This is a genomic window from Amycolatopsis sp. CA-161197, assembly GCF_050942255.1.
Lineage (GTDB): Bacteria > Actinomycetota > Actinomycetes > Mycobacteriales > Pseudonocardiaceae > Amycolatopsis.
Genome location: NZ_CP192059.1, coordinates 5,873,213 through 5,892,727, shown reverse-complemented (window position 1 = coordinate 5,892,727; position 19,515 = coordinate 5,873,213). Strand labels below are relative to the sequence as shown.

Here is a 19,515-nt window from a genome sequence, read left to right as displayed (position 1 = left end):
TGCCCACCACTGAGGGCGATGGGCAGTCCCCGGCCCGGCCCAGCAGCACCGATGACCGTTCCGCACCCGTTCGCTCACTCTGGGTGATTCGTGAGGTCGCCCACGCGTGCGCCGCACGGGGGTTGACCGCATCCGCGGAGCGCGTACCGTCGAACCAATGCCCCAGCGCCGAGGGGATTCCGGCCTCACCCTGCTCACCACCGTCCGCGACGACCTCGTGCTCGTCACCGCCGCGGGCGAGATCGACGCGGCCTCGGTCGGCGACTTCCGGACGGTGCTCGCCGAAGCGTGCGTGGTGGGGGAGAAGCTCGTGGTCGACCTCTCGCGCGTCGGGTTCCTCAGCTGCGCCGGCCTGCGCGTGCTGGAGGAGACGAGCCGCACGCGCCCCGCGTTGTCCGTGGTCGCGACCGGACGCCTCGTGCTGCGGGTCTTCGACGTCACGGGCGCCGCCCAGGCCCTGGACGTGCGGCCGCGGCTCGTGGACGCCTGCGCGGCCGCCCGCGCCTAGACCGGCCGCCGAACGGGTGGAGATCACCCGGGCCCGTGCGAGCCCCGCCGATCGTGGGTACTCCACCCGTGAACCCGATCAAGGGAACCCGACTACGGCGAGGTGATCCGGGATGTCCACCACGACCGAACGCACCGGCGCGAACGGCGCCGTCGGCGCACTGGTCGGCGGCGCCGCCGGGCTGGCCGTGCTGGCCGGCCTGTACTTGATCATCGGCCCGTGGCTCGCGCGGTTCGGCGGCGCCGCCGAGCTCGCGATCAGCAACACGGTGGCCGGTCTGGCGATCATCGTGCTCGCCGCCGTGCGAGCGCGCACCACGCGCCCGCAGGCCCTCACGTGGGTTCTGCCGGTGCTCGGCGTCTGGGCCGCGGTGTCCCCGCTGGTCCTGCGCTACGGCGACGAGACCGCGCCCTCGGCAGGCGCGCTGACGGGCAACCTCATCGCCGGCGCCGTCGTGCTGCTGGCCGGCATCGCGCTGTGCCTGCGCCGCCCGGCTACCCGGGCTCGCTGAGCAGCCCGCGCCAGCGCGGCGCGGACTTCGGCCCGTGCACGACCTCCGCGGCGAGCACGGGCCGCACCCAGCGCGCGTCGGGGTGGTCCGGCACGTCGGCGAACGGCGGCTCCGGTTGCTCCAGCTGCGCGAGCGCTGCGGCGAGCGAGCCGAGTTCCTCTTCGGAGAAGCCGACTCCGACACTGCCCGCGTAGCGCAGGCCGGCGCCGTCGGGCACGGCCAGCAGCAGTGACCCGAACGTCCGTGCTCGCCGGCCGCCGCCGGGGCGCCAGCCCGCAATGAGCACCCGGCGTACGTCCGGCGACTCCACGAACAGCCAGTCCGTGTTCGCCCGGCCCGGCCGGTACGGGCTGCTCCGGCGTTTCGCGAGAAGGCCGGGCAGGCCGTGGTCGCGGCTCGCCCGCGCGACCGCGCCCCCGTCGCCGAGGTGGGTCGGCGGCACCTGCCAGTGGTCGCCGGCGAGGCCCAGGTCGTCGAGCAGCTCGCGGCGTTCCACGTAGGGCAGGTTGAGCCGCGAGCGGCCGTCGAGGTGCAGCACGTCGGAGACGAAGAAGAACGCGGGATGCCGGTCCCCGAGCCGGCGCGCCGTCGCGGGGTCCGCTTCCGCCCGGCGGCGCAGCCCCTGCGGGTCCGGCCGGCCCGCGGCGAACACCACGATCTGCCCGTCCAGCAACGCTTCCGTGGAGCCCAGCTGCGCGGCGAGACCACGTAGCTCCGGGTAGCGCGCGGTCACGTCGGCGCCGGTCTCGTCGACGGCGGTCACGCGTGCGCCGCCCGCGCGCACGAGCGTGCGCCGACCCGGCCACGCGAACTCGTAGGCCCAGTCCCCGTCCTCGGCCGCCGGCGGCATGCGTCCCGGCCGGGCGGGCATCGGCGCCAGGAAGCGCGGCGTCTCCTCGTGGCCGGGCTCGGCGGGGTCGAGACGGCGCAGCCGCCAGCCGTCCGTCCCGTCGGCCTCGGCGCCGCCGCGGTCGAGCTCGTAGCGGCCGCGCAGGCGTTCGCCGTACAGCACGAACTCGATGTGGTGGTCCTGCCAGCGCACGGTTTCGTAGCGGCCGCGGTCCCACGTCTCGACCGTTCCGGCGCCGTACTCACCGGCCGGGATCTCGCCTTCGAAGTCCGCGTAGTCCACCGGCCGGTCGTCGATGCGGATGGCGAGGCGCCCGCGGCCGGGGGAGCGGGGCAGGCCGCGGGGGACGGTCCACGACGTGAGCACGCCGCCGCGTTCCAGGCGGAAATCCCAGTGCAGCTGCGACGCGCGGTGCTCCTGGACCACGAACACGCCACTGTTCTGGACCGGGTGCCGGTCGGCAGGATGCGTCTCGACGGGATGGTGGTCGACGGGGTGTTCGAGGACCGGTTCGGAAGCCTGGCCGAGTGCGCGTCGGCGCCGGCGTTCGGCGAGTTCGTCCGCCATCGCAGGCGTGGCACCCCCGTCCCTTCGGGTGCGCCCACTTTAGCGCCCGCTCACGCCAGTACGCGCTCCAGCCACGCCTGCCAGGCCTTGCTTTCCTGGTCGACGTCGGCGTCGGCGGCGAACAGGTGGTGCCCGATCGCGATCGGCATCCCCAGTCCCGACCGCTCGTGGAAGCGGTAGAGCGCGTCCGGGGTCCGGATGCCCGCGTAGTGCGGGGTCGTGTAGTCGAGGATTCCGTCGACCGTCCCCACGCCGTCGACCGCGAACCGCACCGGCCGCCCGGCCTCGGGTGTGTCCGGCAGTCCCAGCGCGTGCACGAGCTTCTGCCAGGCATCGAGCGAAGCCGACGGCTCCGGGCCGCTCGCGATCACGAACCGCGCGCGGCGGCCGGGGAAGTGCCGCAGGAGCTGGCCGAGCGTGTGCAGGTACATGTCCCAGCCGCGGCTGAAGCCCTCGTGGTACTCCCCGCCCCAGTCCTGCGCGGTGAAGCCGTGGTGGATGAAGCGCAGCACCGACGTGCCGCCCTCGGCCGCCTCCACGAGGAACTCGAACGCGTCGAAGCTGCCGTCGGGCGCCGGCGTGGCGCGGTAGGCGAGGCGCCGCGGCGGCTCCCACGTGGTGATCTCGGCTTCGCTGGTGAACTCGCCCATGGTGAAGCGGACGCGCCGGGCCTGCGCGTCGACCTCGTGCTTGCCCATGAACCACGAGTCGATGCCCGGCCCGGTGGCCACGGCGTCCCACACGTCCTCCGGGGGCGCGGGCAGACGGACCTGCTTGGTTACGTCGAACTCGTGGGTCATGACCGGTTCCTCCTCACCTGACGGGAATCCCACCGTGTCATTGACAAGAATAGTTGTCAAGGGCGAGCGACGTTCACCGGGAGGTGCGAGACTGCCGGTGAACCGAGGAAAGGACCGCTCATGGCGACCGTGGCCGACCAGCTGATCGACGTTCTCGTGCAGTCCGGCGTGCGCCGCATCTACGGCGTGGTGGGCGACAGCCTCAACCCCGTGGTCGACGCCGTGCGCCGCACCGGCGGCTCGGCGCGCGGCGGGATCGACTGGGTGCACGTGCGCAACGAGGAGGCCGGCGCGTTCGCCGCGGCCGCGGAGGCGCAGCTCACCGGCGAGCTGGCCGCGTGCGCGGGCAGCTGCGGCCCGGGCAACCTGCACCTGCTGCAAGGGGTCTACGACGCCCACCGCTCGGGCGCGCCGGTGCTCGCGCTCGCGTCGCACATCCCGTCGACGCAGATCGGCACCGGCTTCTTCCAGGAGACGCACCCGCAGCAGCTGTTCGCGGAGTGCTCGCACTACTGCGAGCTGGTGAGCGGACCGGAGCAGATGCCGCGGCTCGCGCGGATCGCGGTGCAGAACGCCGTGGGCCGGCGCGGCGCGGCCGTGCTGGTGCTGCCAGGCGACGTCTCGCACGAGTCCGCCGTGAACCCGACGGGCGTGTCCGCGCCGCTGGGCACCCCGCCGGCCATCGTGCCCGCCGCGGCCGACGTCGACCGGCTCGTGGAGCGGATCAACCGCGCCGAGAAGGTGATGATCATGGCCGGTGCGGGCTGCCGCGATGCCCACGAAGACCTCCTCGCGCTGGCCGACACGATCGGCGCGCCCGTCGGGCATTCCCTGCGGGGCAAGGAATACGTGCAGTACGACAACCCGTTCGACGTCGGCATGAGCGGCCTGCTCGGCTACGGCTCCTGCTACGACGCGATGCACGAGGCCGACCTCGTGCTGCTGCTCGGCACCGACTTCCCGTACGACACGTTCCTGCCGCAGCGCAACACCGTGCAGGTGGACATCGACCCCGCCCGCATCGGCCGCCGCTCGGTGCTCGAGTTCGGCGTGCTGGGCGACGTCGGAGCCACGATCCGCGCCGCGCTGCCGCGGCTCCGGCGGCGGGAGGACCGCGCGTTCCTGCACAGCATGCTGCACAAGCACGAACGCAGCCTGCAGCGCGTGGTCGACGCGTACACCAGCGACGTCGCTCAGCGCGTGCCGCTGCACCCGGAGTACGTCGCCGACATCCTCGACGAGGAGGCCGCCGACGACGCGGTGTTCACCGTGGACACCGGCATGGGCAACGTCTGGGCGGCCCGCTACGTCACGCCCAACGGCCGGCGCCGGCTGATCGGCTCGTTCGTGCACGGCAGCATGGCCAACGCCCTGCCCCACGCCATCGGCGTGCAGTCGGCCGCGCCGGGCCGCCAGGTCGTGGCTATGTGCGGTGACGGCGGGCTGGCGATGCTGATGGGGGAGCTGCTCACGCTGAAGACCCACGCGCTGCCCGTGAAAGCCGTGGTGTTCAACAACTCCTCGCTCGGCATGGTGAAGCTCGAGATGCTCGTGGACGGCCTGCCGGAGTTCGGCACCGACCACGACTCGGTCGACTTCGCCGCCATCGCCCGCGCGTCCGGCCTGCATTCGCGCCGCGTCGAGAAGCCGGCCGATGTGCGCGACGGTATCCGCGAGATCCTCGACCACGACGGCCCCGCGGTGCTCGACGTCGTGACCGACCCCAACGCGCTGTCGATCCCGCCGAACATCACCGCCGCCCAGGTGCGCGGCTTCGCGCTCGCCGCGAGCCGCACCGTCCTCGGCGGTGGCGTGGGCAAGATGCTGCAGCTCGCGAAGTCCAACCTGCGCAACGTGCCCCGCCTGTAAAACACGGCCCGGAAAAGAGTCCGGGGCGGCGCCGCCGTGGTTCACCACAGCGGCACCGCCCCGGACCGAGCACCTCGAACGATCAGTCCGTCTCGGCCATCGCCTCGGCGAACTGCGCCGCGTACAGGCGGGAGTACGCGCCGCCCGCGTGCAGCAGGGTTTCGTGGTCGCCCTGCTCCACGATGCGGCCCGCTTCCATCACGAGGATCACGTCGGCGTCGCGGATCGTGGACAGGCGGTGGGCGATCACGAAGCTCGTGCGGCCCTCGCGCAGCGAGTTCATCGCGCGCTGGATGAGCACCTCCGTGCGCGTGTCCACCGAGCTGGTCGCCTCGTCGAGGATGAGGATGGCCGGTTTCGCGAGGAACGCCCGCGCCACCGTGATCAGCTGCTTCTCGCCGGCGCTGACCGAGCCGCCCTCGTCGTCGAGCACCGTGGCGTACCCGTCGGGCAGGGTGCGCACGAAGCGGTCGACGTACGTCGCCGTGGCCGCTTCGACGACCTGCTCGTGGGTCACCTCGTCGGCCCCGTAGGCGATGTTCTCCTCGATGGTGCCACCGAACAGCCACGCGTCCTGCAGGACCATGCCGGTCTTCTCGCGCAGCTCCTCGCGGTCCATCTTCGCGATGTCAACACCGTCGAGCGTGATGCGCCCGCTGTCGATCTCGTAGAACCGCATGAGCAGGTTCACCAGCGTGGTCTTGCCGGCACCGGTCGGGCCGACGATCGCGACGGTCTGGCCCGGCTCCACCGTGAGCGAGAGGTCCTCGATCAGCGGGGTGTCCTCGAGGTAGCGGAAGGACACGTCGTGGAACTCGACCTTGCCGTGCACCACGGCCGGGCGCTGCGGGTCCGCCGGCTCGGGCTCTTGCTCCTTCGCGTCGAGCAGCGCGAACACCCGCTCGGCCGAGGCGACACCCGACTGCAGCAGGTTCGCCATGCTCGCGATCTGGGTCACCGGCTGGCTGAACTGGCGCGAGTACTGGATGAACGCCTGCACGTCGCCCAGCGTCAGGCTGCCCGACGCCACCCGCAGCGCGCCGATCACGGCCACCAGCACGTAGTTCAGGTTGCCGATGAACATCATCGCCGGCTGGATCGTGCCGGAGATGAACTGCGCCCGGAAGCTCGCGTTGTACAGCGTGTCGTTCTGCTCGCGGAACGTCGTTTCCGCCTCTTCGCGCCGGCCGAAGACCTTCACCAGCGAGTGGCCGGTGTACATCTCCTCGATGTGCGCGTTGAGCTTCCCGGTCGTCGCCCACTGCTTGATGAACTGCGGTTGCGCGCGCTTGCCGATCTTGGCCGCGATGAACACCGACGCGGGCACGGTCAGCAGCGCGATGACCGCGAGCAGCGGGGAGATCAGGAACATCATCACCAGCACGCCGATCACCGTCAGCACCGACGTGACGATCTGCGAGAGCGTCTGCTGCAGCGACTGCGCGAGGTTGTCGATGTCGTTGGTGACGCGGCTGAGTACCTCGCCGCGCGGCTGGCGGTCGAAGTAGCGCAGCGGCAGCCGCGCCAGCTTCTCCTCCACGTCGCGGCGCAGCGAGTACACCGCGCCCTGCACGAGGCTCGTCGTCAGGCGCGCCTGGATCAGGCCGAAGAACGACGCGATCACGTACAGCGCCAGCACGATCAGCAGCACCTGGCCCACGGCCGTGAAGTCGATGCCCTGGCCCGGCACGATGTCGGCGCGCGCGAAGATGTCCGCCAGCGTGGTGTTGCCCTGCGCCCGCAGGCCCGCGACCACCGCGTCCTTCGTGACGCCGGCGGGCAGGTTCTTGCCGATCACGCCCGCGAAGATCAGGTCGGTGGCGCGCGCGAGGATCTTCGGCCCGATCACGGTCAGCGCGACGCTCAGCGTGCCGAGCACCAGCACCCCGATCAGCGCCGCGCGCTGCGGCCGCAGCAGGCGCAGCAGCCGGGCCAGCGACCCCTTGAAGTCCATGGCCTTCTCCGGCGGCATGCCGCCGGCCATGAACCGCCCCGGCCCCGCGGCCGGCGCGACGTTCTTGTTGCGCGCCGCCGTCGGCCGTTCGCCGACCTCCGTCGCGACGGCTCCCGTGGTGCCCTCTTCCTCGCTCACGCCGCCTCCTGCTCGGTCAGCTGCGAAAGCACGATCTCGCGATACGTTTCGTTGCCGTCCATCAGTTCGTGGTGGGTTCCGGTGCCGACGACGCGCCCGTCGTCGAGGACGATGATGCGGTCGGCGCCGCGGATGGTGCTCACGCGCTGCGCGACGATGACCACCGTCGCCTCGCGGGTCTCGTCGGTCAGCGAGCGGCGCAGCGCCGCGTCGGTGGCGTAGTCCAGTGCGCTGAACGAGTCGTCGAACAGGTAGATCTCCGGTTTGTGCACCAGCATCCGCGCGATGGCGAGCCGCTGGCGCTGCCCGCCCGAGACGTTCGTGCCGCCCTGGGCGATCGGGGAGTCGAGCCCCTGGGGCATCTTCTGCACGAAGTCCTTGCCCTGCGCCACTTCCAGCGCGTGCCAGAGCTCCTCGTCGGTCGCGTCGGGGTTGCCGTAGCGCAGGTTGCTCGCCACCGTGCCCGCGAACAGGTACGGCTTCTGCGGAACCATCCCGACGGCCGAGGCGAGCACCGCCGGGTCGAGCTCGCGCACGTCGACGCCGTCCACGCGGACGGTGCCGGCGGTGGCGTCCATGAGCCGGGGGATCAGGTTGAGCAGCGTGGTCTTGCCGCTGCCGGTGCTGCCGATCACGGCGGTGGTCTCACCGGGGCGCGCGAGCAGCGAGATGTCGCGCAGCACCGCCTTCTCCGCGCCGGGGTAGCAGAACTCGACGCCGGTCAGCTCCAGGACGCCGTGCACGCGGCCGGGGGAGACCGGCTTCAGCGGCGGGCGGACGCTCGACTCGGTGTCGAGGACCTCGGAGATGCGCTCGGCGCTCACCTCGGCGCGCGGCACCATCATGAACATGAACGTGGCCATCATGACCGACATCAGGATCTGCAGCAGGTAGGCCAGGAACGCGGTGAGCGCGCCGATCTGCATCGAGCCGCTCTCGATGCGGTGCCCGCCGAACCACAGGACCGCGACGCTCGAGACGTTGACCACCAGCATCACGGTGGGGAACATCAGCGCCATCAGCCGGCCGACGCGCAGCGACACGGTGAGCAGCTCGTCGTTGGCCTGGCCGAAGCGCTCGCGCTCGCGCTTGTCGCGCACGAACGCGCGGATCACGCGGATGCCCATGATCTGCTCGCGCATCACCTGGTTGATCTTGTCGATGCGCACCTGCATGAGCCGGAACGCCGGGCGCATGCGGGCGATGATCAGCCCGACGGCGACGCCCAGCACGGGCACGATCACCAGCAGCAGGGACGAGAGCGGCACGTCCTGGTTCAGCGCCAGGACGATGCCGCCGACGCACATGATCGGCGCCGACACCATCAGCGTCAGCGTCATCAGCACGAGCATCTGGACCTGCTGCACGTCGTTGGTCGTGCGGGTGATGAGCGAGGGCGTGCCGAACTGGCCGACCTCGCGGGCGGAGAAGTCCTGGACCCGGTGGAACACCGAGCCGCGCACGTCGCGGCCCAGGGACATGGCGGTGCGCGCGCCGAAGTAGACGGCGCCGATCGAGCCGGCGATCTGCACGAGCGTGACCAGCAGCATCATCCCGCCGATCCGCATGATGTAGCCGGTGTCGCCCTTCACGAGCCCGTTGTCGACGATGTCGGCGTTGAGCGTCGGCAGGTACAGCGCGGCGAGGGTCTGGATCAACTGCAGGACGACGACCAGCCAGATGGCCGTCTTGTAGGGGCGCAGATGACTGCGCAACAGGCGGATCAGCACGGGTCGGTTCTCCCCCAGGGTGGTGTTCTGTGGTGGTGTGTCCGGTTCAGACGGTTCGGTTGTGGAATTGTCGTGCGGTTCGGGCGGTTCACGACGCCGGGTGGTTCATGAAACCCCGGTGTTTCATGAAGCTACGGTGCGTGCCGTGGTGGTCGCGGCGGCCGCGGTCAGCGTGGGCATGCCCGCAGATGCTTCCCGCAGCAGGTTCACGAACGTGGGCAGGAACTCGGTGTCCGGTCCGGAGGTCAGCCACGTGTGGAACGAGATACGGAAAGCGCTCTGTACGATCCCCGCGAGCATCCTCGCGTGCAACGGATTTGCGGTGCTGCCCGCCCGTTCGGCCACGGCTTCGGCCAGCACGCGTTCCACGGTGGCGTGCGCGCGCAGCATTTCGGCGAACAGCCCCGCGTTGCGGAGCATGTCCCGCATGCGGTGCACGTCCTCGCGCCGGGGCGCGCCGTCGCGGGTGGCCTGCACGACCGCGGCGTTGATCACGGCCTCCCACAGCGGCTCGTGGGCCGGCCGGGCCCGCAGTGCCTCCCGGATCCGCTCCTGCTGCGCGACGATGAACGAGCAGACGGCCTCCTCCTTGCTGGAGAAGTAGTTGTTGAAGGTGCGCGGCGACACGCCGACCTCGCTCGCGATGTCCTCGACCCGCAGCTGGTCCAGGCCGCGTTCGAGCGCGAGCCGCAGCGCCGCGGAACCCAGCGCCTGCCGGGCCGCCAGCTTCTTGCGTTCGCGCAGCCCGAGCACGGGCTCCGCGGGTTCGGAGGTCATGCGAGCCAGCGTAGCAAAAGTGCGGGGCACGCAATAAACTGCGTGCCCCGCACTTTTGTGCGGCGGGAGTTTTCGGCGCGGCCGCTACCCCGGGTGACCGGCTCGGGCGGGTCACCGCAGGTCAGGCTGGGCCGGTCGGGACCCGCGCCGACCGGCGGGACTGTCGGGATCGGATGATCCGGGCTACGGTTGTTACCGAGCGTGAGTGGAGGACCGGCGGACGGCGGAGGAGCGCGCATGCGGTCGATGTGGAAGGGCTCGGTCTCGTTCGGGCTGGTCAGCATCCCGATCCAGCTGTACGCGGCCACGGAGAACAAGAACGTCTCCCTGCGCCAGGTGCACGAGTCGGACGGCGGCCGCATCCAGTACAAGCGCTTCTGCTCGGTCGACGGGCAGGAGGTGCCCTACGCCGAGATCGCCAAAGGCTACGAGCTGCCCGACGGCGAGATGGTCGTGATCACCGACGCCGACCTGGCCGACCTGCCGCTGGCCACGCAGCGCACGATCGACGTGCTGGAGTTCGTGCCGCTCGAGTCGATCGACCCGATCCAGTTCGACAAGACCTACTACCTCGAGCCGCAGAAGAACGCCGTCAAACCGTACGTGGTGCTGCGCGACGCGCTGCACAAGGCCGGTCACGTTGCAATCGCCAAGGTCGCCGTGCGCCAGCGCGAGAGCCTGGCCCTGCTGCGCGTGGTGTCCGACGTCCTCGTGATGACGACGATGCTCTGGCCGGACGAGGTGCGTACGCCCGATTTCCCGTTCCTGCGCGAAGATCCGCCCCAGGTGCGCCCGCAGGAGCTCACCATGGCCGGCTCGCTCATCGATTCGCTGGCGGAACCGGTGTTCGAGTCCGAAAAGTACACCGACGGCTACCGCGAGGCGCTCGAATCCGTGATCGAGGCCAAGGTCTCGGGTAACGAGACGACGAAACCCGGGGCGGTGGCGGCGAAAGCCGACGTGGTCGACCTCATGGCGGCACTGGAGGCGAGCGTCTCCGAAGCCCGCAAGTCGCGCTCGGCCGCGCCGGCCAAGAGCACCTCCTCGCGTTCGCGCAAGGCCGCACCGGACGAAGAGAAACCGGCCAAGAAGGCCGCCCCGCGCGCCCGCCGGCCGAAGAGCGCCTGAGCGCAGTTTTCCCGCCGAGCCGCCGAAATCCCCGCCGGTCCGAGATCACCGGACCGGGTGCGGCGACACGCCGCCCGTATGCCAGACTCTGGCGCTCACCGGTGGTACCAAGAAGCTGTCCGGTCCGAGATGAGCCGGGTTCGAACAGCACCGGTTCGAGAGCACGAGAGCGGAAGGCGGCCTGAGCATGGAGTGCGCGTTCTGCACCAGCGGAATCGACCACTGTCACGGCACCCTGGTGGTTCACCCGGACGGCGGGTTCGCCGAGTGCACGGACGAGAGCTGCGCGGACCTCGACCGCGTCCGCCACGCCCTGATCATCGACTGCCACACCGTCGACGCGGAGTGCTCCTGCACGCTCGCCGTCGAGGTGGAGGCGGAGCTTCGGCAGGCTTCCTGAGCCCTCCCGCGGCCCAGTGACCGTGAAGGCCTCGTTCCCCGGCAGCCCGGGGAACGAGGCCTTCACGGTTTTCCGCCGAAGGATTCCCCTCGGCCCCCGATCCTTACCCGATCGTGTATGCAGCTGTGTACACCGGCTTGACGATGTGCTAACACTAACGAGGTCCTTCGGCTCTCCCTCCCCCTCGGAGCCGGAGGACCCCTTATTTCCGGCCTCCGGTCTCCGCCGGGGCGGCCCGGGCCCGTAGCGGTGGCTCAGTAGCGGTAGTGCTCCAGCTTGTACGGGCCGGCCGCGTCCACGCCGATGTACTCCGCCTGCTCCTTCGTGAGCTTCGTCAGCTTCACGCCCAGCGCGTCGAGGTGCAGCCGCGCCACCTTTTCGTCGAGCAGCTTCGGCAGGCGGTGCACGCCCACCGGGTACTCGCCGGGCTTGGTGAACAGCTCGATCTGCGCGATCGCCTGGTTCGCGAACGAGTTCGACATCACGAACGACGGGTGCCCGGTGGCGTTGCCGAGGTTCATGAGCCGGCCCTCGGACAGCACGATGATCGAGTGCGCCGGGCGACCGCCGTCCGCGGGGAAGGCCCACTCGTGCACCTGCGGCTTGATCTCCAGCTTGCGGATGCCCGCCACCTTGGCGAGGCCGGCCATGTCGATCTCGTTGTCGAAGTGGCCGACGTTCGCGACGATCGCGTTGTGCTTCATCCGCGCCATCTGCGCGGCGGAGATGATGCCGAAGTTGCCCGTGGTGGTGAGGAAGATGTCGCCGCGCTCCACGACGTCGTCCAGCTCGACCACGTCGAGGCCCTCCATCGCCGCCTGCAGCGCGCAGATCGGGTCGATCTCCGTGACCACCACGCGGGCGCCCTGGCCGCGCAGCGCCTCGACGGCGCCCTTGCCGACGTCGCCGTAACCGCACACGACGGCGAGCTTGCCGCCGATCATCACGTCGGTGGCGCGGTTGAGGCCGTCGACCATCGAGTGGCGGATGCCGTACTTGTTGTCGAACTTGGACTTCGTCACCGAGTCGTTCACGTTCATCGCCGGGAACAGCAGCGTGCCCTCGGTCGCGAGCTTGTAGAGCCGCTTGACGCCGTTGGTGGTCTCCTCGGTCACGCCGCGGACCTCGCCGGCGATGCGCGTGAAGCGCTTCGGGTCGGCGGCGAGGCACTCGGCGAGCGTGCGCAGGACGATCGCGTACTCCTCGGCGTCGGCGTCCGTGGCGGCCGGCACGGCGCCCGCGGCTTCGAACTCGACTCCCTTGTGGACGAGCAGCGTCGCGTCGCCGCCGTCGTCCAGGATCATGTTGGGGCCCTGGCCGTCGGCGAAGCGGAAGAGCAGATCGGTGCACCACCAGTACTCGTCGAGCGTCTCGCCCTTCCACGCGAACACGGGCGTGCCCTCGGGCCGTTCGGCCGTCCCGTTCGGGCCGACGACGACGGCGGCCGCCGCCTCGTCCTGGGTGGAGAAGATGTTGCAGGACACCCAGCGCACGTCGGCGCCCAGCGCCACGAGGGTCTCGATCAGCACGGCGGTCTGCACGGTCATGTGCAGCGAGCCGGCGATGCGGGCGCCCTTCAGCGGCTGCGCCTCGGCGAACTCGCGCCGGATCGCCATCAGGCCCGGCATTTCGTGCTCGGCCAGGCGCAGCTGCGTCCGCCCGGCCTCGGCGAGCGCCAGATCGGCCACCGCGAACTCGAGTCCGCCGACGTTCTGCAGTTTCGGGCTCATCGTTGTTCCGCTCCCATTCGGTGTGGTTTCTGTTTCAGGGCACGGGGAATCGCGGCACCACCGGGTTCGGCGGCACCGGGCTCACCCGGGAGGGTTCAGGAGGTGCGGGGGCCGTCCGCCGGCTTTTCCTTCGGCGGCAACGGTTTCGTCGACAACTGCTGTGACGACAACGGTGTGGTCGCCAACGGCGTGGTCGACCACGGTGTCATCAACAACTGGGTCATCAAAAAAGGCACCTCCTTCGCAGGAGACGCCCTTGTTCCGGAACTCGCGGGCCGAGCGTGGCGGAAACCCCTCGGCTTCCGTCGCAGCGCCTCTCGGCCCGGAGTGCGCCTCGACGGCGCACGGTTCTACCGGTTCCCACCATGGCAAGGTGGGCCGGAGACTGTCAAGCGCGCGGACCGGGCAGGTCGAGCTCGGTGTGGCGGGTGGCCAGGGTCTCGGCCAGCACGGCGAGCTTCACGTTGAGGTCCTGTGACGTGCGGCGCAGGATGTCGAACGCCTCGTCGGCCGAGATGCCGCGCCGCTGCATCAGGATGCCCTTCGCCTGGCCGATCACGTCGCGCGAGTCGATGGCCTTGCGCAGGTGCGCGCGCTGCAGGTCCGCGGCGGTCACGGCGTTGGTGGTCGCCAGCGCCAGCGATCCGTGGGTGGCCAGCAGCAGCGCGAGGTCGCGGTCGGTGGGCGTGAGCGCGCCGGCTTCGCGCGCGTAGACGTTGAGCGCACCGGACAGCTGCGGCTCGCGGGCGTCGGGCAGCAACGCGATGGCGAGCATCGAGCCCATGCCGCGTTCGGCCGCGGCCGGCCCGAACTTCGGCCACGCGGGCTCGTGGGCGAGGTCCTGGCTCTCCGCGTGGGCCGGTCCGTCCGGGCGTGCCGCGTCGAGGCACGGGCCCTCCCCGGTGCGGTACTGCACCTGGTCGAGCTCCACGGCGATCGGATCGGTCTCGATCGGCGTGTAGAACAGCCCGTCGGGTGAGCGCAGCGTGACGCTGACGACGCTCGCGACGGGGATCACCCGGACCGCCGCCGTCACCAGCTGCTGCAGCACGCCCCCGACGGTCGTGACCTCCAGCAGCGACCGAGTGAGGTCCCGGAACTCGCCGCCCAGCCCGCCGAACCGGTCGTCGGAACCGGTCGCGGGAAAGCCGTTTTCGGACATGCCTCACCTCACTCGTGTGCCGGAGCGCCGGTTACCCCGCCGGGGCGCCGCCAAACGCGCACCCGCCGTCGGGTCACGCGGGCGGGTGGGGGAACTCCGCTCGAACGCCGAGCAGGCGGATCGGCTTGCCGAGCGTGAACATCCCGAGCACCTCGCGGGCGGCGCGCCCGATCGCCGCGGCGTCCGACGTCGGTTCCGGCAGCGTGATGCTGTGGGTGTGCGTGTGGAACGGCGCGAAGCGCACCTTCACCGCGACGCGCGCCGCCGGGCGGCCTTCGTCCACGACGTCGTGGGCGACCCGCACGGCGAGGGTGTCGATTTCTTCCGCGATGCGAGCCGGATCGGTGAGATCCTGCTGGAACGTGGTCTCGCGGCTGCGGGAGCGCGCGACGTACGGCGTGGCGGTGACCTCGGCGTCGCCGATCCCGCCCGCCAGCACCCGGTACCACGGGCCGAGGCGTGGGCCGAAGCGGGCGGCGAGGTCGTCCGCGTCGGCGCCGGCCAGCTGCAGCACGGTGGTGAACCCGGCTTCGGCGAGCTTCTTGGCGGTCTTGCGCCCGATGCCCCACAGCGCGTCGGTGGGCCGCTCGGCCATCACGGCCCACCAGTTCTCCTGCGTGAGGCGGAAGATCCCGGCGGGTTTCGCGAACCCGGTGGCGAGCTTGGCGCGCAGCTTGTTGTCGCCGATGCCGACCGAGCACGAAAGCCCGGTCTCGTCCTCGACCGCCCGGCGGACCTCGGCCGCGAACGCCTCGGGGTCGTCGGTGCCGAGGTTGTCGGTGTCGAGGCCGAGGAACGCCTCGTCCCACCCAAGGACCTCGACCACCACCGGCAGCTCGCGCAGCCGCGCCATCACGCGGTCGGAGACTTCCTGGTAGACGGGCGCGTCGGTGGCCAGGAACACCGCGTCGGGACAGCGTTTCGCGGCCAGCCGCAGCGGCATGCCGGACTGCACGCCGAACTCGCGGGCCTCGTAGGACGCGGTGGCCACCACGGCACGCTCGGTGGGGTCGCCGTTGCCGCCCACGACCACCGGCCGGCCGCGCAGCTCGGGCCGGCGCGCGATCTCGACCGCGGCGATGAACTGGTCGAGATCGACGTGCAGGACCCAGGCGGACACCCCACCAGTGTGCGGTGCGGACCTCGGTCGACGCACGTCGGACGCGCCGCGGGCGCCGCCGCGTCAGGAGCGGCCGTGCCCGCGCACGATGTGCAGCGCCACCCCGCCGCCGGCGGCGAGCAGCGCGCACAGCGTGAAGGCGGGGCTCGTGGTGACGAGACCGGTCACGAGGAACGCGACGGCCGAGACGTCGAAGAGCACCGCGAAGAAGGTGAGCAAGCGGCGTTTCGGGGCCGGCTTGCCCCGCGAGAGCGCCGCCGCCAGTTCCGGATCGCTGAACTCGAACCAGCGTTCGATCTTGTCCAGCTCGCTGCGTTCGTGGTGACTGAGCATGGAAGTCTCCTTCGGCGGCGCGCCTGCCGTCACGTCCGCCAGATACCCCCGGCCACCGTGATCCAACCGCGGATCCGGGCGCTGCCCGGCGGATTCACCCGGCCGCACCCATCCGTATAACGGTCTATACGTCGAATCCTGGACCACCGTGCCGGTTTCGGTGTCCTCTGTGGACACTTGATCGGCCGGACGGGTGACCCCGGCGCTCACGCAGCGCAGTGCGCTGCGGTGCCGGTTCCCGTTGGCGCGCAAGGGAATCGGGACCGACGTCACGGCTCGGGCCCGACGTAACCTGCGCGGGACGATTTGTCGATCCCGACCTCGCAGTGGACGGCCGGGTCGACGTGGTTGCCCTCGGGGCGGCGGGGGAGTGGTCCCGATCCGGGGCGCTTCCTGCCATCGGACGTGATGCAGTATCGTTACTGCGCGTTACCTCACAGAGGTCCGACCACGCCGAGGGGAGCGTCGGTGCAGGGTGACCAGCTGATCGCGCAGCGCTATCGACTGCTCGAGCGGATCGGCACCGGCGGCATGGGCGTGGTCTGGCGTGTGCACGACGAGCAGCTCGACCGCGAGGTGGCGCTCAAGCAAGCCCGGCTCTCGGACGCGGTCAGCGGCCGCACGTTGCGTCGCGAAGCCCGGCTCGCCGCCGGCGTGCAGCACCCGAACGTGGTGACCTTCTTCGACGTCGTCGCCGAGGGCGACGAGCTGTGGCTCGTGATGGAGTACGTGCCCTCGCGCAGCCTCGCCGAGGTCCTCGCCGCCGAGGGCAGCCTGCCCGTGCGCACGGTCGCCGAGATCGGCGTGCAGGTCGCGGGCGCGCTCGCCGCGGTGCACGAGGGCGGCGTGGTGCACCGCGACGTGAAGCCCGGCAACGTCCTCATCACCGACGACGGCCGCGCCAAGCTCACCGACTTCGGCATCTCGCGCTCGGTCCGCACGGACGAGACGGTCACCGACTCCCCGCACATCGGCGGCACCCCCGGTTACCTCGCGCCGGAGGTCGCCCAGGGGCACCCGCCGACCGCCGCGTCCGACGTCTTCTCCCTGGGTGCCACGCTGTTCTCCGCCGTCGAGGGCGCTCCGCCCTTCGGCGGCGGCAACGAGTACGCGACCATCCGGCGCGCGGCCGAGGGTGCGGTCCCGCCGCCGCGCAAGGCCGGTGACCTCACACCCGTGCTGGCCGCGTTGATGCGGACGGCTCCCGAAGACCGGCCCACCGCCTCCGCCGCGCACGACCTGCTGGCCGGCAGCGTGGGCGGGCTGCCTCCCGCACCGCCGCTGCGCCGTTCCGGCGGTCGGCGCCGGTTCATGATCGCGGGGGCGGTCGCCGCCGTCGTGGTGCTCGCCGCGGTGACCCTGGTCCTGCTGCCCGACAGTGGCCAGGCACCGGCCCCTGCCGCGGCTTCGAAGGTGCCGGCCGCGCCGGCGAAGCTCGGCATCGGCAAGGACCCGCACTCGGCCGATCCGTGCCGGCTCGTGGACGCGGTGCCGCTGCGCCCGTTCGGTGAGCCCGAGGTCGATCCCGACTACGGCAACTTCGACCGCTGCGACGTGATCCTCAAGCGGGGCAACGATCTGCAGGCCGACGTGAAGGTCGAGCTGGAAGACCCGCCGTCCGACGGCGCCGCACCGGAGGGGCAGCGCTCGCGCTCCGGCCCGTTCGACGTGTTCGGCGACCCCGCGCAGGACGGCGCCTGCGTGCGCCTGATCCAGCTGCAGGACAAGTACCTCGTTCGCGTGACGGTGTCCGACGACGACGGCGACAACCTCGACACGTGCAAGCCCGCCGACGTCGCCGTCGCGTCGGCGACGAAGGTGCTCGCCGTCGCGGGCGTGCCGGCGCGGACCTCGCCGGTCCCGTCCGGCTCGCTGTCCGAAGTGGACGCTTGCTCGCTGCTGAGCTCAGCTTCGCTCGGCACCACCGCCCGCGTCACGGCGCCGGTGCAGGTGACGCCGGGCTACGGGAACTGGACCTGTGACTGGGACAGCTCGGCGTCGGACCGCGCGGTCACGGTGATCTTCGATCGCGACCAGCCGCCGGACGGCGACTCGGGCCAGCTCGTGAAGGTCTCCGGGCACGACGCGTACCTCGCGACCGACGACTTCGCCGACAACACGTGCCAGGCGCTGCTGGTGTACCGGACCTACACGGACGCGCACGGGGAGGCCGCGGTGGAGCAGATCAAGGTGGTGGTCCACGGCGACCCGCCGTCGCAGGGCCTCTGCGGCCCGGCCACGTCGCTGGCGGGCGACGTCGTCGCGAAGCTGCCGCAGGCATGACCGCGCTGCGATCCGGCGGGCCGGCCGAGTCCCTCGGCGCCGACCACGGCAGCCTCGCCTACGGGGTGCCGCCCGCGGCGCCGGGCACGATCTTCGCGCTGGCCGTGACCGGCGGCGTGCGCATGCCGCCCCGCGACGGCCGGGAAGTCCTCTTCGGACGCAACCGCGAGGACGTCCACGTGTGCGTGGGGGAGGACGACCGGAAGGTCAGCCGCAAACAGGGTTTCCTCGTGCGCCGAGGCGACGCGTGGTGGATGCACAACACCGGGCGGCAGCCGATCCGCCTGCCCGGCTCGCGCCTGTTGTTCCCCGACGAGGAGCCCGTGCCGCTCGCGGAGGGTTACACGGCGGTGTTCGTGCGCGGTTCGGCCGACCGCGAGCACCTGCTGGAGCTGTACGTGTCCGGGGCGGACGGCCGCCGGCCGGAGTCGCGCCCGCAGGACGTGACCGAGCCCCCGCGCATGTGGCGGCTGAGCCCCGAAGAGCGGCTCGTGCTCGTCTCGCTGGCCCAGCGTTACCTGCTGCAGCAGCCGTACCCGCAGCCGATGGCGTGGCGGCAGGTTGCCGAGCAGCTCTCGGAGCTGGCGCCCGGCAGCCGCTGGACGCCCAAACGGGTGGAGCACCTCGTGGTCGCCGTGCGGACGCGGCTCGCGCGCGCCGGCGTCGCGGGCCTCACGCGCGAAGAGGTCGGCGAGCCGGTGGGCAACTCCCTCAACGACAACCTCGTGAAGGAGCTCCTGCTGTCCACTTCGCTGGTGCCGCCGGACCTCGCGTTGCTCGAGCCACCCGACGAAGCCGCTCCGGGAGGGGTCCCGGCTCCGCCCGGTTAGCCTCCCGGCGCGCGGTGGGGCAGGCCCCGCGCCGGGAACGGGCGGGGGACGAGGTGACGGGTGAGGGGATGCGGGCTCTGCCCGCCGGGCATCCGAGCCTGGCGCGGGGCTTCGCGTCACCGCCCGGCACGCTGGTCGTGCTCGGGCTCGCCGGGGGAGTGCTGGTGCCGCCCTCGGCGCCGGGCCCGGTGACGTTCGGGCGCAACACCGCGGAGGTCTCGGTGCCGGTCGGGGAGGACGACCGGCGGGTGAGCCGCCGCCACGGCGTGCTGGAGCACCACCGCGACCGCTGGTGGGTCCGGGCGACGGGCAAGGTCCCGTTGCGGCTGCCGGAATCGCGGCTCTTGTTCACCGGCGCGGCGCCGGTCGCGCTGCCCGCGGGGTACCTGCCGTTGTTCGTGCACGGCTCGCGCGGGCGGGAGCACGTGCTGGAGGTGCACGTGGCCGACGGCAGGCCCGCCGTGCCCACCGTGCCACCCGTGCCGGACGGAACCCTCGACGCGCGCGAACGGCTGGCGCTCACCGTGGTCGGCCAGAGCTTCCTGCGCTGGGAGGCGCAGCCCCGGGCGGTGCCGGCGGAGCGGGCGGCGGCTCAGCTCGCGCTGCTGGACCCCGGCGGCGACTGGACGCCGCCGGGCGTGCGGGCCGCCCTCGACGGCGTGCGGGCCCGGTTCCACCCGGCGAGCGGAAACGACCGGTTGCTCGGTGCCCTGCTCGCCGCGGCCGTGCTCGTGCCGCCGGACCTGGCGTTGCTGGCCGCCGAGCCGGTTCCGCAACCGCGCGTGCCCGACTGGACACAGAGGACAGTCGGCTCGTAATGCGGGG

18 protein-coding genes are annotated in these 19,515 nt (G+C 71.6%); 8 read left to right on the top strand and 10 right to left on the bottom strand.

The features are described from left to right. Nucleotides 1–157 precede the first annotated feature (157 nt). The gene (locus tag ACQPXB_RS27470) at nt 158–508 is read left to right on the top strand and encodes an STAS domain-containing protein (RefSeq protein ID WP_366576846.1); all 351 of its coding nucleotides are present in this window, start codon (nt 158–160) and stop codon (nt 506–508) included. 112 nt (nt 509–620) lie between these two features. Beyond that, entirely contained in the window at nt 621–1,019 is a 399-nt protein-coding gene (locus ACQPXB_RS27465; RefSeq protein ID WP_366576844.1) for an SPW repeat protein, read from the top strand. On the opposite strand, the gene ACQPXB_RS27460 is transcribed toward ACQPXB_RS27465, so the two are convergent. Then, nucleotides 1,003–2,436 (bottom strand): DNA polymerase ligase N-terminal domain-containing protein, encoded by a 1,434-nt coding sequence (locus ACQPXB_RS27460; RefSeq protein ID WP_432844922.1) that lies wholly within the window; start codon nt 2,434–2,436, stop codon nt 1,003–1,005. The two genes, ACQPXB_RS27465 and ACQPXB_RS27460, sit on opposite strands and share 17 nt — an antisense overlap. Nucleotides 2,437–2,486: 50 nt before the next feature. Continuing rightward, nucleotides 2,487–3,236, bottom strand: coding sequence for an SRPBCC family protein (locus ACQPXB_RS27455; RefSeq protein WP_432844921.1), 750 nt, complete (start codon nt 3,234–3,236; stop codon nt 2,487–2,489). A 120-nt stretch (nt 3,237–3,356) separates the two neighbouring features. Between ACQPXB_RS27455 and ACQPXB_RS27450 the strand changes: the two genes are divergently transcribed. After that, the gene (locus ACQPXB_RS27450) at nt 3,357–5,105 is read left to right on the top strand and encodes a pyruvate dehydrogenase (protein ID WP_432844920.1); all 1,749 of its coding nucleotides are present in this window, start codon (nt 3,357–3,359) and stop codon (nt 5,103–5,105) included. Between the two features lie 82 nt (nt 5,106–5,187). Here the strand turns inward: ACQPXB_RS27450 and ACQPXB_RS27445 are convergent, their stop codons facing one another. From ACQPXB_RS27445 to ACQPXB_RS27435, 3 genes are all read right to left on the bottom strand, one after another. Next, nucleotides 5,188–7,089: an ABC transporter ATP-binding protein gene (locus ACQPXB_RS27445; RefSeq protein WP_432856802.1), complete on the bottom strand. Its 1,902-nt coding sequence runs from the start codon at nt 7,087–7,089 to the stop codon at nt 5,188–5,190. 104 nt (nt 7,090–7,193) lie between these two features. Beyond that, the gene (locus ACQPXB_RS27440) at nt 7,194–8,927 is read right to left on the bottom strand and encodes an ABC transporter ATP-binding protein (protein WP_432844919.1); all 1,734 of its coding nucleotides are present in this window, start codon (nt 8,925–8,927) and stop codon (nt 7,194–7,196) included. Nucleotides 8,928–9,050: 123 nt separating this feature from the next. Then, nucleotides 9,051–9,704: a TetR/AcrR family transcriptional regulator gene (locus tag ACQPXB_RS27435; RefSeq protein WP_386945022.1), complete on the bottom strand. Its 654-nt coding sequence runs from the start codon at nt 9,702–9,704 to the stop codon at nt 9,051–9,053. A gap of 237 nt (nt 9,705–9,941) precedes the next feature. Between ACQPXB_RS27435 and ACQPXB_RS27430 the strand changes: the two genes are divergently transcribed. Together ACQPXB_RS27430 and ACQPXB_RS27425 are read left to right on the top strand one after the other, a co-directional pair. Further along, nucleotides 9,942–10,832: a Ku protein gene (locus tag ACQPXB_RS27430; RefSeq protein ID WP_366576834.1), complete on the top strand. Its 891-nt coding sequence runs from the start codon at nt 9,942–9,944 to the stop codon at nt 10,830–10,832. Between the two features lie 187 nt (nt 10,833–11,019). Further along, on the top strand, nt 11,020–11,232 hold the full coding sequence (locus tag ACQPXB_RS27425) for a hypothetical protein (protein WP_285966505.1): 213 nt from the start codon (nt 11,020–11,022) through the stop codon (nt 11,230–11,232). A gap of 254 nt (nt 11,233–11,486) precedes the next feature. On the opposite strand, the gene ahcY is transcribed toward ACQPXB_RS27425, so the two are convergent. The 5 genes from ahcY to ACQPXB_RS27400 form a co-directional block, all read right to left on the bottom strand. Next, nucleotides 11,487–12,962: an adenosylhomocysteinase gene (ahcY, locus tag ACQPXB_RS27420; RefSeq protein ID WP_432844918.1), complete on the bottom strand. Its 1,476-nt coding sequence runs from the start codon at nt 12,960–12,962 to the stop codon at nt 11,487–11,489. 95 nt (nt 12,963–13,057) lie between these two features. Further along, nucleotides 13,058–13,186 carry a hypothetical protein gene (locus ACQPXB_RS27415; RefSeq protein WP_366576829.1) on the bottom strand — a complete coding sequence of 43 codons (129 nt, stop codon included), beginning with the start codon at nt 13,184–13,186 and terminating at the stop codon, nt 13,058–13,060. A gap of 164 nt (nt 13,187–13,350) precedes the next feature. After that, nucleotides 13,351–14,124, bottom strand: coding sequence for a GAF and ANTAR domain-containing protein (locus tag ACQPXB_RS27410; protein ID WP_366576827.1), 774 nt, complete (start codon nt 14,122–14,124; stop codon nt 13,351–13,353). Between the two features lie 73 nt (nt 14,125–14,197). Further along, nucleotides 14,198–15,244: a DNA polymerase IV gene (locus ACQPXB_RS27405; protein ID WP_432844917.1), complete on the bottom strand. Its 1,047-nt coding sequence runs from the start codon at nt 15,242–15,244 to the stop codon at nt 14,198–14,200. A gap of 63 nt (nt 15,245–15,307) precedes the next feature. Further along, complete coding sequence (locus tag ACQPXB_RS27400) at nt 15,308–15,577, bottom strand: DUF3040 domain-containing protein (RefSeq protein ID WP_366576823.1); 270 nt, start codon at nt 15,575–15,577, stop codon at nt 15,308–15,310. A 468-nt stretch (nt 15,578–16,045) separates the two neighbouring features. On the opposite strand from ACQPXB_RS27400, the gene ACQPXB_RS27395 reads away from it, so the two are divergent. The 3 genes from ACQPXB_RS27395 (at nt 16,046) to ACQPXB_RS27385 (ending at nt 19,508) form a co-directional block, all read left to right on the top strand. Then, nucleotides 16,046–17,860, top strand: coding sequence for a serine/threonine-protein kinase (locus ACQPXB_RS27395; protein ID WP_432844916.1), 1,815 nt, complete (start codon nt 16,046–16,048; stop codon nt 17,858–17,860). Further along, a complete protein-coding gene (locus ACQPXB_RS27390) occupies nt 17,857–18,690 on the top strand; it encodes an FHA domain-containing protein (protein WP_366576819.1) in 834 nt (277 codons plus the stop codon). Before ACQPXB_RS27395 ends, ACQPXB_RS27390 begins: the two co-directional genes overlap by 4 nt. A gap of 68 nt (nt 18,691–18,758) precedes the next feature. Continuing rightward, complete coding sequence (locus tag ACQPXB_RS27385; protein ID WP_432844915.1) at nt 18,759–19,508, top strand: FHA domain-containing protein; 750 nt, start codon at nt 18,759–18,761, stop codon at nt 19,506–19,508. Nucleotides 19,509–19,515 lie beyond the last annotated feature (7 nt).